This window comes from Nonomuraea sp. NPDC050691, assembly GCF_040654455.1.
Classification (GTDB): domain Bacteria; phylum Actinomycetota; class Actinomycetes; order Streptosporangiales; family Streptosporangiaceae; genus Nonomuraea.
On the sequence record NZ_JBFAIA010000107.1, the window covers coordinates 1 to 13720 of the forward strand.

Annotated in this window: 10 protein-coding genes; 4 read left to right on the forward strand and 6 right to left on the reverse strand. The window is 67.3% G+C overall.

The window, feature by feature from the left end:
• Positions 1 to 116 precede the first annotated feature (116 nt).
• Complete coding sequence (locus AB0H81_RS29675; protein WP_358381145.1) at positions 117 to 428, reverse strand: hypothetical protein; 312 nt, start codon at positions 426 to 428, stop codon at positions 117 to 119.
• Positions 429 to 505: 77 nt separating this feature from the next.
• Here AB0H81_RS29675 and AB0H81_RS29680 point away from each other — a divergent pair, with 77 nt between their 5' ends.
• Positions 506 to 1084 carry a hypothetical protein gene (locus AB0H81_RS29680; protein WP_358381147.1) on the forward strand — a complete coding sequence of 193 codons (579 nt, stop codon included), beginning with the start codon at positions 506 to 508 and terminating at the stop codon, positions 1082 to 1084.
• 324 nt (positions 1085 to 1408) lie between these two features.
• Here AB0H81_RS29680 and AB0H81_RS29685 read toward each other — a convergent pair whose 3' ends face one another.
• Both AB0H81_RS29685 and AB0H81_RS29690 read right to left on the reverse strand, forming a co-directional pair.
• Positions 1409 to 1765: a hypothetical protein gene (locus AB0H81_RS29685; RefSeq protein WP_358381149.1), complete on the reverse strand. Its 357-nt coding sequence runs from the start codon at positions 1763 to 1765 to the stop codon at positions 1409 to 1411.
• A 100-nt stretch (positions 1766 to 1865) separates the two neighbouring features.
• The gene (locus tag AB0H81_RS29690) at positions 1866 to 5570 is read right to left on the reverse strand and encodes an SGNH/GDSL hydrolase family protein (protein ID WP_358381151.1); all 3705 of its coding nucleotides are present in this window, start codon (positions 5568 to 5570) and stop codon (positions 1866 to 1868) included.
• Between the two features lie 869 nt (positions 5571 to 6439).
• On the opposite strand from AB0H81_RS29690, the gene AB0H81_RS29695 reads away from it, so the two are divergent.
• The 3 genes from AB0H81_RS29695 (at position 6440) to AB0H81_RS29705 (ending at position 8889) form a co-directional block, all read left to right on the forward strand.
• Positions 6440 to 7105 (forward strand): RICIN domain-containing protein, encoded by a 666-nt coding sequence (locus AB0H81_RS29695; protein WP_358381153.1) that lies wholly within the window; start codon positions 6440 to 6442, stop codon positions 7103 to 7105.
• Positions 7106 to 7140: 35 nt separating this feature from the next.
• Positions 7141 to 8103 carry a hypothetical protein gene (locus AB0H81_RS29700; protein ID WP_358381155.1) on the forward strand — a complete coding sequence of 321 codons (963 nt, stop codon included), beginning with the start codon at positions 7141 to 7143 and terminating at the stop codon, positions 8101 to 8103.
• Positions 8104 to 8409: 306 nt separating this feature from the next.
• The gene (locus AB0H81_RS29705; RefSeq protein ID WP_358381156.1) at positions 8410 to 8889 is read left to right on the forward strand and encodes a hypothetical protein; all 480 of its coding nucleotides are present in this window, start codon (positions 8410 to 8412) and stop codon (positions 8887 to 8889) included.
• A 175-nt stretch (positions 8890 to 9064) separates the two neighbouring features.
• Here AB0H81_RS29705 and AB0H81_RS29710 read toward each other — a convergent pair whose 3' ends face one another.
• The 3 genes from AB0H81_RS29710 to AB0H81_RS29720 form a co-directional block, all read right to left on the reverse strand.
• Positions 9065 to 11572: a DUF3516 domain-containing protein gene (locus AB0H81_RS29710; RefSeq protein WP_358381182.1), complete on the reverse strand. Its 2508-nt coding sequence runs from the start codon at positions 11570 to 11572 to the stop codon at positions 9065 to 9067.
• A gap of 147 nt (positions 11573 to 11719) precedes the next feature.
• Positions 11720 to 12229, reverse strand: a complete 510-nt coding sequence (locus tag AB0H81_RS29715; protein WP_358381157.1) for an N-acetyltransferase family protein — start codon at positions 12227 to 12229, stop codon at positions 11720 to 11722.
• Between the two features lie 121 nt (positions 12230 to 12350).
• Entirely contained in the window at positions 12351 to 13643 is a 1293-nt protein-coding gene (locus AB0H81_RS29720) for an acyltransferase (protein ID WP_358381159.1), read from the reverse strand.
• Between the last annotated feature and the right edge of the window lie 77 nt (positions 13644 to 13720).

The window sequence follows — 13720 nt, forward strand, 5'->3', positions numbered from 1 at the left end:
GATGCTCATCCGGGCTGGTCTGGCCCCGGCTGGCGCTGATCGCGTAAGACCCGACCGTCCGCCGGACAGCCAGGCAGCGTGAGCCAGGAATCCCCCGCCTTCAAGCGGGAGAGCAGTCAAGTTGACGTCCTTCTCGTAGCACACCCGGCTCGACACCCGCGCATGTACCGCAGCACCACCAGGCGCTTCTCGCGCCGCATCGGCATGGTCCGCAGCCTGCCGTCCACGAGGAACGTCCGCAGCAGGCGCTCCTCCTCGCTGAGCGGGGCGGGCGGGTCCGCGAGCCGCCGCAGCAGCTCGCGGAAGCGCTCGGGGGTCGCCCGCCACGTCCCGTCCTCGCCGCGGGCGGCCAGGCCGCCGTTCGCGAGCCGGTCCAGCGCCTTGGCCGGGCGCTCACCCTCCACGCCGAGCACCAGGGACGCGAACACGCGCAGCGTGTCCTCCTACGCCAGCAGGCCAAGGGTTCTTCGGATGTCCTCGTCGCTCATTCGTACTATTTTGAACCATGCTGATCAGCCTGGTGTTAGCCGCCGCCGTCTCCATCCCCCACGGGTTCCTCCTGTACGAGAAGGCCGCCGCGGTCAAGGACGACAACCCTGAGACGAGCTGGAGCGTGAGCGGCAGGAAGACCGCCCCCCTCGTGGTGGACCCGTGCGAGCGGCCCAAGCTGGGCCAGGCCGGGCGGACGGCGGCCAGGACGATCGTCTACACGGCCGTCCCCGACTACTCCAAGTCCGAGCAGGTCGTCCTGTACGCCTCCGAAGCCGCCGCGCGCAAGGCCATGAACGATCTGCGCGCCGCCGCCACGGCCTGCCGCACCAGCGGCTACCGTTACGCCGTCGCCTCCCTGGCCCTGGGCGACGAGGCCGTGACCGTGTCCGGCCAGAGCTACCAGGGCGGCAAGCCGGCCATCGGCGGCGAGCGCGCCGTCGTGGCCCGCCGCGCCAATGCCCTGCTGCTCTACACGCGGGCGGGGGAGTGGAGCAAGCCCGCCAAGGCGGACTACCGGGAGCAGGTCAAGGACGCCCGGCGGATGCTCGCCAAGGTGTGCCGCGTCGCGCGGTGCGAAATGTCCCGATCTTGAGACATTCTCATGACCCGATCAGGACCGACTCCCCGCGAAGATTGAGAAACAGGCGTGTGCCGGAACGCCGTTGCCAGTCCGTTCCGGCACACGGCTATCTCCCCCGTCGTCCTGCCGCGACGGGGGACGTCGAGCCCGGCGTCGGCCCGGGGGCCGCCGGGCTCCAAGCGCATCCGCCGATCTGGCGGCGCCGGTCAAGCGTTCGCGGCGGGAGGACTGCACGGCATTCACGCCCAGGGACACGCCGGATCAGCGTGCCGGCGCGAACACGTCCGCAGCTCCATGGGCTTTTCTCGGTGCACGCCCGCGTCGTGGGCCCGGGGATCACGGACGCGTGCTCATGTGCGGAGTCGCCTCTGGGCATACCGTTCCTTCTGTCACTCGCGATGCGCCACGAGAGGGCAGCGGAATCTCGTAGGTGAAGCAGCGGTCTCCCGACCCCGAGGTGTCGTCGATGCGTACGACCACCTTGGCTTGCCCCGCGATCACCTCGGCATGCCACCACTGCCGGTCAACGACTTCTTCGATCTCGCGGGTGGACAAATGTCCGTCTTCCGCGTTCTCGTTCAATGCCTGTCCGATTCTCTCCGCCTGCTGCCGCATGTGGGCGAGCCCGGCTTCTTCGCGTGCATGCTGATGCGCGCGCACGCTGAGAAAACTCCAGGACATGGCGACGATCACGAGCAGTGGTACGGCTATGAGGATGACACGAAGAACGAGGAGTGCCACCACCGCCCGGGGGGAGCCGGACGGCGTCGTGGCACTCCTCGCAGATGTCATCTCATGACCCGTGGTAGCCAATGGCGTTCAACACGCCGTTCACCACGGTAGCGTATCCCGCCGTACCCGCCCTGTTCGGGTGGAACGATTCCCGGCTGAGGCATGTTTCGCCGGCGGGAACGCACAATTGTGATGCCGCGTCCCCTGGATGGAAGTCTCCGTCGCCGTTGGGGCCTGAGACCATCTTGTTGATCCACTCCGGCGTGTCGCAGCCGCCGTGGCCGACGAAAGCCGAAACAGGGTCGGCGTACGCCACCCTCATCGGAGGAGTGGCCGTGGAAAGCGTGTGCACGAGCTGCGTCTGCTTACCGTTCGCATATGTCACCAGTTCCGCGAGCGCCTCGGCCTCGGTGAGGTCGATCCACAGGGATCCGTTGCATTTCACTGTCGTGCTGAGCAGTTTCGGATAGCCGGCGAGGACTATCTGCGCGTTCGGCGCGAGCCTTGCGACGTCCCGCAGAGTGAGCTCCAGATTCGGGATCATGTCGTCCGCCTTCTTCTTGTACTTGGCCAAAAAGTCCGGCGTATTGCACGCGGGCACCGGATAGGAACAATCGGTCATCGCAAGCGCGAAAGCGTTGCCATCGTTCCCGCCGAGCGTCAGGACGACTAAGGTGGTGTTCTCGTCGAGGACTCCCGAACCGGCTTGGTTGATCTCCTTGAACTGCCCCTCTCCGAGATACTGCCTGCCCGGGTCGAAATAAGAGTCCATGACGTTTCCGGTCTGTGCGCCGGAGCAGGCCACGAACCCCAGCTCGACATTCGGATCGAAGCTGTCGGAAAGAGCCCCGACCGGAGTGGACGACCCGGCCACCACGAGTTTGCGAGCCCATGCGTTCTTGCTTCGCCGACAAGCATTCCATCGCTCGGTTCCATGCGCGGCGTCCGACTCGGGAGAGTATTCGCCGGCTCCCTCGCCGGAAGTGTACGAGTCTCCCAATACGGCGATCAGATGCTTCGGCTTGGCCGGGAGGGGTTGGAAAGCGATGGCATCCCACGCTATGGGCGTGTTGCCGTTCCCGTCGAACGTGCTGTTGCTGAGCTTCACCTTGGGGGTACCGGCGAACTTGTACACCCCGAGGCTGACCCACTTGTTGGTGCGTGCTCCTTGGGAGAGGTATCGCTTCTTGGTGGATCCGTTGCCGAGGTGGATCTCGTAGGGGGCCTGCTGTGAGAGCGCAAGCCTCTTGGGTACATGGACCAGCACGCGGGCCCAACCGTTGAGCGCCTGGTTGAGTTCCCAGGTTCCGATCGCCTCCATCTCCGTGCCCCTGTGCGCTGTGTTGCGCGTGAAGCCGAACCAGTAGTGGCCTCCGAAGCCGTTGCCCAACTGTTGGAAGTCGGCCCGTCCTGGCACTCTTCCGGCCGTGTCCTGGGCGAACTCGAACGTCATTCTTCCGGAGTTCGTCCAGTTCTTGTTGTCCTGTTCGCAGCCTCCCCCTCGGATCACTGGAACGGATCTCGGCACATCGTCGACGACGAGCGAACCCGCGGGGAGTCCAGCGGTATTACATGAGGTGAAGTTGTAGGTCGGTTCGGCTCGCTCGATCCCTGCATATGTCTGGTCGTACCGGAGGTAAGCTTCGTTCCCGCAGTCGTCGGGACAGGTCTTCCACGTCTTCGCGGCGTGCCACCAGCACGTCTCGCGGTCGGCGGACCTGCACCCGTCGGCGGTCGCGCGGTCGCAGTTGTTCTCGTCGCTGCAGAAGGCGTTGTGGTCGACGATCTCCTTCAAAGCGGCGTACGTCGGAACGATTCTGGATCGCGCATTCGCGGAGTTCCACCACGCGTAGTTGTATCCGCCCTCATCCTTCGGCTGCTGGGTGGCGGGGTCGATGTACGTCTTGACGATCGGCCAGGCCGCCCAACCGAGCACTTTCTCCTGATAAGGCCACTGCTGGGGACGCGCGGCATCCGCATAGCTGTTGTTGTCGAGGAAAGGAGCTCGGCCGATCGGGTAGTCGGGGTTCCTCGGGTTGTTCGTCCAGCCAACTCCCCAGTTCCCATTGTGGCTCCCAGCCTCCGATTTCGGGTGCCAGCCGGAGTTGTACGCCCATGCGGCGAAGTACCAGCTCTCGATCTTCGACGGGTCGCCGTTGTTCGCTATGACCTTGCCCCCGGTGTCGCTCCAGATCTGGTTCCATTTCTCGGCGAGCGTCACGATGCCGGCGGCTATGTTGGTCACGTAATCGAGGGCGACTCTTCGCTGGGTGTCCTCCGGCCATGACCATTCGCCGGGCGGCACGTGCCCCGAGCCTCGCATGTGGTCCGTCTGCTGGGTGATTCCATAGCCGCAGTCGGCTTTGCTGAAATCGATGTCCCAGTCATTGCCCGGGTTCTGGTCGTATACGTTGACCCCGTAGTAGTTCCCCACCAGAGGATTACCGGTCTCTCCTTCGGAGACGTATCTCTGCGCCTGCCAGAGATTCGACTCCTGAGCGAGGATGCCGAAGACCACCGAGACGGGGATCCTTCCGCCACCAGCCAGATCGGGTGCGGGGAAGAGGCTTTGCGGGTTCCAGGAGGAAACGCCGGAGCCCTTCCAGTTGTCCGGTCGGGTGACCTGCAGCCGGCTCTTGAAGACCAACTGATCCACTGCCCACTCGACCTGACGCCAGTGCGGCTGGTACGTCTGCGTCTTCGGATCATTGCGCGGCACCGAGCACGAATACCCTTGATCGACCGTTCCTGGGACGGAGGCGACCGTCGCGTCGGTCACGCCCAATCCGGCAAGCCGAGGGTTCGGCGCCGTACCGGTATCCGCCTTCGGCGCCCGCCGGTGCCCCGGAGCAAGTTCGAAGTTCACCCTCTGCCGCGTGGTCGGCACATAGGCGGTCACATCGATGGTGGAGCCGGTCGCCGTACCGTCGGAGACGCCATGGATCTCGGTGTCCTTCTGCGAGCTCGGTTGAGGCCTTCGCAACTCACCGGAAGCGGTGCTCTCGACGACGACTCCGCCTTCTGAACTGACCTCACCCGCTGAAGGCGCATCGACCAACGTGACCTTGGAAGGGAGGTTCTTGTTCGGTTCGGCCTTGCCGACGACGAAGACGCGGCCGTCGGCGCCCGACCTGAGACCGATGGATCCGAGACGGCCGGATGCGACCACTCGTGAACGTCCCTGCTGGTAGTGGTTGACGAAGGCATCATTGCCCGATGCATCGAGATAGAGGACGCCGCCATCGACGGTCGGCCGCAGATCGAACGGTGTGGAGCGTGCGGTGGCGAGCGTGGTGAGCCGACCATCGCGTTCCACACGGACCAGGCGGTTCCCGGCGGCCGCGACGGTCTCGCTGCTCGTCGCGATGGCAGACGTAACCTGCTCCCGAACGACGACGGGGTCGCCCAGCTTCTTGGTCGCGGCATTGACGACGCGAAGGCGAGTGCTGTCGCGGCTCTCCGTCACACCTTGCGTGAATGCCACTCGGTCATCGGCACCGCACCCGGGGTTGTAATAGGCCAGAGAAACCTGATCCTGCAGTTTGGTGACGGCACCGGATTTCACGTCGATGATCGCGGCAAACGCTCCCCTGCTGAACAACCAGTCCCGGTTGGTGAAGTACCGCGGCGCGTATACGGCGATGACCTGTTTGCCGGAGCTGGTGAGGCAGGCATTGCCAATCCACTGATCGTTGGACATGCCGGGCTCGTTCAGGGTGGCCAGCGTCCTCCACTGATAGGCGGTCTTGGCCGAAGCAGCGAGCACGTGGAAACCGGTGGAGTCTCCGGTTGCGGTGACCGCCAGATCCGTAGAGTCTTGCCACCCCTTGGGAAGGACGTGTTCGCGCCGTGCGGGAGCCACAGACGATCGGTCTTCATCAGGCGGCGATGGGACAGGAGAATTGTTGCCGCCACTCGCTCCAAGTAAGGGATCCACCACTTGCGAAGTGGCCGACGGTTCCGCCAAGGCCGCGGTATCTGGTGCGGTCAGTCCTGCGGCAAAGAGGCCGGCAGCGGCAGCCAGCGCAATCGAACGCCGTAAAGGCACTGTTTCCCTCCCATGTACGGGGGCACCCGAGAGCAAGATTTTGCGATCGAGTGCGAACACGCTCTGACGGGAACGCGTGATGTGGCAACGGCCTCAGCCCGGCTGGAACAGGCGCCTCGGTGATCTTCACTCATGGTTGGACACTTGGCAAGGCAATTTCGGGAAGGTCGGCCTTCCTGACTTCACTGGCGCCCGGGTTCCCTGAGCGCCTTCATGGGGCTCATGTGTTCATCGACCGGGCCGACGTTCCGAGGCAAGGGCAGGCTTCGCGTGGCGTCTCGAGATGAGCCGACTCCACAAAATCAGCCCTGTAGGACTTCTTGCACCCTGTTTACGGACCGCCCGGATCTACGTTCGGCGTCCGTGCCGGGACATGCCAGACTGTGATTTGCATCACACGGAAACTAATTGTCAAGCTGAAATGTCTGGTACATGATCAAGCGACAGAAGGTGGAGATACTCAATCGGAGGAATCGGAATAGTTCGGCGGTGACCTGTGAAGTCGGAGTACTGCTGGACCCTCCGCGCCGGCGGTGGTGGAAGCGGTCTTGGCCGCACCGATCGACCGGCCATCGAAGGAGCACTCAGTGCCTGTCACGCAGGACAGTGGAGGAGGAGAGGGAGAGTTGAAGGTCAGCATACGCGCCACCGCATCCAGGCTCGGTGCAGCGGCACTGGCGGCGGTTACTGCCGCAACCGCGCTGGCGGTGTTTCCTGGAAATGCTGCGCACGCCGACTCGGTGAACAGATGGGCGACCGCCAGCGATTACGGAAGAGGCTACCTGTTCCTGGAGGTGCTCAGCTCCAGCACGGCAGATCTCGCCAACGTCATAGCGTACCCGTCGAACAGCGGCTCGGCCAATCAGTACTGGTCGGACCACCATATATCAAACGGCTACTACTATCTTGTGAACAACAACAGCGGGAAAGTTCTCGATCGCTGGGACAGTCACACGGGTCCGGGCAGCGACGGCGGGTGCAGCACTCCGATGCAGTACCGGTGGGTGAATGAGTCGCAACAGTACTGGCGCTTCGACGATGAATACAGTAACTACTATGGCCGATGGTTTAATATGTGGGTGAACCGGGCGGGATGCTCCGGCGACGCTTACCAGGCCACCCTCGGCGTGAATTTTGCCACGGCTGCCAACAACGGACTCTGGACGACACAGTTCCACATGGACCGGTGCGTCTACGGTGACAACTACGGCATATATCACAGGTGCTACTGGAGGAGGAACGGCGAACAATGACACTTCGGCGAGGGAGTGCTGCGGCCGTTGCTGTCGTGGCTGTGGCCACGGTTGCCACTGTAGGGATCTTCGGCCAACTGTCCCAGGACGGGCAGTCGGCGTTCGCCACGGTTGACCCGACCGCGGCACCTCCGGTTCCCTCCGACGTGCGCTCGACCGGCGGACCGGCTGGAGAAGTGCGCGAGCCCGTGCTGGGTGAGATCGTGAGGGTCACGAATTCCGCCCCTGTGCCGATGCCGCTTGACCCGCACCTCACGTCGATGAGTGACATCAAGATCATCGACCAGGCGCAGGACGTCGCGGCGGCCACGTGCATGCGGTCGCTCGGCTTCACACAGTGGAAGGCCGACACTATTCGTACGTGGCGTCCAGAGGACTATCGGGAATTCGACAACTTCGAATACCTGGATCCTAAGGCCGCCGCCGATTCGGGCTACCCGCGCATTCCATCGGTCAAGACCGCGTCGCCCGACGCCAAGACACGGCACGAACCCACTGCCGACGAAAAGAACGCGTTCTACGGCGCCGCGGCCCGGACCGCGGCTGGAACCGCCGTCCCAGCCGGAGGGTGTGTACGCCAGGCCGATCAGAGCATCTATGGCAAGGCCGGTGGTGACTTGCCCGCCGACCCCCGTAGCCTTGCGGTCGGTTCCCGCTCGCGCGCACTCGGCGACAGCCGGTTGCGAGAAGCGATCAGTGCGTGGCGCGCATGTATGCAGGATGCCGATATCACGTCGTACCAGCACCCGGTCGCCGCGAAGAACGATCCCATGTGGCAGTCGCGTGACGCTGGTACACCCGCGTCGGCCGAGGAGAAACGAGTGGCCGCAGCCGATGCGAACTGTCAGTTCAAAGTGAATCTTGTGGGCGTCTACAAGACGGTCCGGGCAGCATACGAACAGCAACTGCTCGACGAGAACAGAGCCAAGATCGACGAGTCCAAGCGCATATTCGACACCTGGGTCGGCAACGCCAAGGCAATCATCAAGGCCGGCTGAATCGCGCCTTCATCCAGGTGAAATGGTCTTGCATGGGGGCGAGAGGCATCGTATGGAAATAGCGGAGGATGTCATGCGTCCTCCGCTATTTCCATCCGGCTGCCTTGGAACGCCCTCGGCTTGAAAGGCTCTGCGAGCGGGCTCCCCACCCAGTGCAACCGCCCCGGACGCTCTGCCGGTCTACCGGCAGCTCATGAGGCGAGGCCCGCGACTCATGAAGCGAGACTGGCGGCCAGCACGAGGCTGGCGGCCAGCACGAGGCTGGCGGCGCCGCGGGCGTGACCGCTGTCGTCCCACGGCCGCAGGATGATCTCCAGCCCGGCCAGCGCCGCGATGACCGTCGTCGACCGCGCGGTGGAAGCAGGGCGCCAGGTACGGCCAGAGCACGTGGCTCTCCCCGATGACGGTCAGGGCTCGCACAGCCAGCACGTTCACCACGCCCGCCACGGCCCGGCCGAGGATCTCGCCGGCCTTGTCGAGCAGGTCGCGCACTCCCGGCGCGTCGTCCGCGGCCAGGTGCTGTTCACCATCAGCCCGCGCGGCGACGGCTCACTGCCCGAGGCGGGGGTCGGCCGGCTGCGCGAGCTCGGCCGGTGGCTGGCCGCCCACCCGGACGCCGTCTACGGCACCCGCCCCTGGCGCCGCCACGCCGAACCGGCGGGGGCTCCGCTGCGCTACACCGTGCGCCCCGACGGGACGCTCAACGTGATCGCGCTCGACCCGGCGCAGGGCGGCTTCCGGCCGCCCACCGACCTGCTCGGCCGCTCGGGCGCGTACTGGGGCTAGGGGGGCCGCCGAGATCCACCCGGACGGCGCCGTCGTCATCCCGCCGGCCCTGCGCCACCTGCCGGCCGCCGTGCTGCCCCTGCCACCGGCCTGATCCCGTGCGATCGGCCTGATCTCATGCGGCCGTGCCGACCCGCGGGGCCGTCCCGACCTCGCGGGCGGCCGTCCGGTGTCGTCAGAGCCGGTTGAGGCCGAGGACGTGCAGGACGGCCCGCCCCTCCTCGTCGGACGCCGCCAGGTCGACCTGGGCGTCGATGCCCCAGTCGCCGTCGCCCGCCGGGTCCTTGACCGTCTGGCGGACCTTCCACAGCCCGCTCTCCTCCTCGATGCGCAGCAGCGCCGGCCCGCGCGCGTCGGCGTCCGTGAGGATCTCCTCGTGCTCGTCGTAGTACGCGTCGAGCGCCGCGCCCCAGTCGGCGTCCGGAGCCAGTTCCTCCAGCTCCTCGTCCTTCTCCAGCGCGCACAGCTCCACCAGCCGGAACATCGCGTTGCGCACCAGCACCCGGAACGCCCGCGGGTTGGCCGTGACCGGGCGGACCTTGGTCTCGAGCTGCTCCTGCCGCTCCAGCGCCTCCGCCGGGTTGGCCAGCTTCTCCCACTCGTCGATCAGCGACGAGTCGACCTGCCGCACCAGCTCGCCCAGCCACTCGATGAGGTCGACCAGATCGTCGGTCTTCAGGTGCTCGGGCACGGTGCGGGCCAGCGTGCGGTAGGCGTCGGCCAGGTAGCGCAGCACCGTGCCCTCGGAGCGGGCCAGCTCATAGAACTGGATGTACTCGCCGAACGTCATCGCCCGCTCGTACATGTCGCGCACCACCGACTTGGGGCTGACCGTGTAATCGCCCACCCACGGGTGGCCCCGCCGGTACGTCTCGTACGCCCCGAGCAGCAGGTCGTCCAGCGGCATCGGGTACATGACCTCGGCGAGGGCGTCCATGCGCTCCTCGTACTCCATGCCGTCGGCCTTCATCTGCGCGACCGCCTCGCCCCTCGCCTTCTTGAGCTGGGCGGACAGGATCTGGCGCGGGTCGTCGAGGATGGACTCGACGATGGAGACCATGTCGAGGGCGTAGCTCGGCGACTCCTTGTCCAGCAGGTCGAAGGCGGCCAGGGCGAAGGTGGACAGCGCCTGGTTGAGCGCGAAGTCCTCCTGCAGGTCGATCGTCAGCCGGGCCCGGCGGCCCTGCTCGTCGGGCTCCCTGAGCTGCTCGACGATGCCGCCCGCGAGCAGCGACCGGTAGATGGCGATGGACTGGCTGATGTGCCGCCGCTGCCACTTGCGGTCCTCGTGGTTGTCGGTCAGCAGATGCTTCATCGCCTGGAAGCAGTCGCCGGGCCGGTTGATGACGGCCAGCAGCATCGCGTTGCTCACCTTGAAGCGCGAGGCCAGCGGCTCGGGCTCGGCCGTCTGCAGCTTCTCGAACGTCTCCTCGCTCCAGCCGACGAACCCCTCCGGCGGCTTCTTGCGGGCGTAGCCGCGCCGCCGCTTCGGGTCGTCGCCGATCTTGGCCAGGGCCTTGGCGTTCTCGATGTCGTGCTCGGGCGCCTGGCAGGCGACGTAGCCGATGGTGTCGAACCCGGCCCGCCCGGCCCGGCCCGCGATCTGGTGGAACTCGCGGGCCCGCAGGCGGCGCACCTTGGTGCCGTCGTACTTGGACAGCGCGGTGAACAGCACGGTGCGGATCGGCACGTTGACGCCGACGCCGAGCGTGTCGGTGCCGCAGATGACCTTCAGCAGGCCCGCCTGCGCCAGCCGCTCGACCAGGCGGCGGTACTTGGGCAGCATGCCGGCGTGATGGACGCCGATGCCGTGGCGCACGAGCCGCGACAACGCCCGGCCGAAGCGCGTGGTGAAGCGGAAGCCGCCGATCATCGCGGCGATCGCCTCCTTCTCCGCCTTCGACGCCATGTTGATCGACATCAGCGCCTGCGCCCGCTCCATCGCGGCGGCCTGCGTGAAGTGGACGACGTACACGGGCGCCTGCCCGGTGCTGAGCATCTCCTCCAGCGTCTCGTGCAGCGGCGTCATCCGGTACGAGTAGACCAGCGGGACCGGCCGCTCGGCGTGCTTGACCACGGACGTCGGCCGGCCGGTGCGCCGGGTCAGGTCGCGCTCGAACATCGCGACGTCGCCCAGCGTGGCCGACATCAGCACGAACTGCACGTGCGGCAGCTCCAGCAGCGGCACCTGCCAGGCCCAGCCGCGGTCGGGCTCGGCGTAGAAGTGGAACTCGTCCATGACGACCTGGCCGATGTCGGCCGCCGCCCCGTCGCGCAGCGCCACGTTGGCGAGGATCTCGGCGGTGCAGCAGATGATGGGCGCGCCCGGGTTGACGCTGGCGTCGCCCGTCATCATGCCGACGTTCTCGGTGCCGAAAATCGCGCACAGGTCGAAGAACTTCTCCGACACCAGCGCCTTGATCGGCGCCGTGTAGAACGTGCGGATGTCCCGCGTCAGCGCCGTGAAGTGGGCGCCCGCCGCGACCAGGCTCTTGCCGGAGCCCGTCGGAGTGGCCAGGATCACGTTGCTGCCGGAGACCACCTCGATGAGCGCCTCCTCCTGGGCGGGATAGAGCGTGAGCCCCCGTTCGGAGTTCCAGGAGACGAAGGCGTCGAAGATCGCGTCCGGTTCGGCGTCGATCTCTTCGGGGAGGCGGTCGATGAGAAGGCTCACGGTCTCTATCCTGCCGAAGAATCCCCCGTGGTCCGAACGGTCTGTCCGATCCTCACAGTCTGTTGTGGTGTACAGCGGGGGAGGGGGTGGGATCCCGGTGGTCCGAACGGTCTGTCCGATCCTCACAGTCTGTTGTGGTGTACGCGGGGGTCGTCCTTAGGAGGTTGGGGCGTTCAGGGGGCGTTGGAGGAGGAGCGTGTCGATCCAGCGGCCGTGCTTGAAGCCGACGCTCCGCAACCGGCCCGCCTGCTCGAAGCCGAACGCCGCGTGCAGCCTCAGCGAGGCCGGGTCGCCGCTGTCGGCGACCACCGCCACCATCTGCCGTAGCCCGGCGCGGGTGGCGCGCTCGATCAGCTCGCCCAGCAGCAGCCGCCCCAGCCCGCGCCCCGTCGCCCCGGGCGCCAGGTAGATGGTGTCCTCCGCCGTGTGCCGGTAGGCGGGCTTGGGCCGGAACGGGGCGGCGTAGGCGAACCCCGTCACCTCGCCGTCCTCCTCCGTCACCAGGAACGGCAGCCCGGCCCCGGTGACGGTGGCCGCCTTGGCCCGCCAGTCCTCGACGCCGGGCGGCGTCTCGTCGAAGGTGGCCACGCTCTTCTCGACGTAGTGGGCGTAGATGGCGGCGACGGCCGGCAGGTCGGGCTCGGACAGCGGTCGTGGTGTCGTCATGTCACTCCAGTGTGGCGACCTCGCATGACGCGCGTGTTTCCGGACGCTCACCGCACCTCACGGCCAGGACCTCGGACTGACGACAAACCACGTCAGCGCCTGTTCGAGCATCCGGTGCGCATCAGCAGCGAGGACGGGCGACGGAGCGCGCGAGAGGGCGCTGCGTCGTCAGCAACAGTCCGCCGCTGACCGCCGCCACCGCCAGGACCGGCGCGGCACCCGGGGCGAACCCGGCCACCGTGAGCGTCAGCAGCCCCGCGCCGGTCAGCGCCGCCGCCACCAGCATCCCCGGCCATCCGCCCGGCCGGTACGGCAGCGCGGGCGGCTCCTCGAACCGGGCGAACACCTTCAGCAGCGGCCACATCACCAGGCACAGCGCCCCGAACCAGAGCGGCCACCCGGCGAACCAGCCGACGCCGCCCGGCGCCGGCGTGTCCACCCCCAGCCCGACCACGACGACCCCGGTCACCGCGAAAAGCGCCGGCATGTGCCAGAGGTACACCGTCATGATCCGCGGTCCCGCCCAGGCCAGCAGCCCGTCCAGCGGCAGCCGCAGGATCCGCTCACGCAGCAGCAGGGCCAGCCCCACCTGCCCGAACGCCACGGCCAGCACGGCCAGCGTCGGGGGCGCCATGTTCGACATCTCGGCGCCGGGCAGGCCGATCATGCTGCCGGGGTACGGCCCCGCCCACACCAGCAGCGCCGCGGCCCCGAACCCGCCCGCCGCCATGACGCCCGGCCGGGTCAGCCGCCCCTCCGCGTACAGCAGGCCGAGCTGGTGGACCGCCAGCCAGACGAACACGATGTTGAGGTAGCCCAGCGCGTCGAGGTCCGCGGCGAAGCGGGCGACGTCCGTCAGCACCGCGCCGGCGGCCAGCGCCATCGGGACCCGCCCGCCGTACCGCTCGTGCAGGCGGGCCATCAGCGGCGTGGCCGTCACGGCGATGAGGTAGACGGCGAGGAACCACAGGAGCTGGCCGGTCAGCCGCGCGCCCGTCTCCAGCGGCTGGGCCGGCACGCCGAGCGCCGCGAGCGCGTGGGGGAGGGGGACCCACACGGCCGCCAGCGGCAGCAGCGGCCAGGCCAGCCGCCGCAGGCGGGCCGCCAGCCACCGCGGCGCGTCGTGCCGGGCGCGGCGGAAGCTGATCGCGTTCGCGGCGCCGCCGGCGAAGAACACCAGCGGCATGACCTGGCTGAGCCACGTGACCACCCACACCCCGGGCGCCGCCAGGGCGTTGCCCGTCGTCAGGGCCGTCCCGTCGAAGGCGAGCACGGGGATCGTCCAGTGCTGGAACACCACCAGCGCGATGCCCAGGACGCGCAGCACGTCGATGAACGGGTCCCGGGCGACACGCGGCGGCGCGGCCGCGACGGCGACGCCGGGCGGCGCCGGACGGTCGAGGAGGACGGTCATGGGGAGCCTCGATTCAGCGGGGGGTTCATCGGGTGGAGCGGGGGAGGAGATGAACCCAGGCTCCCGTCGGGGCCGTC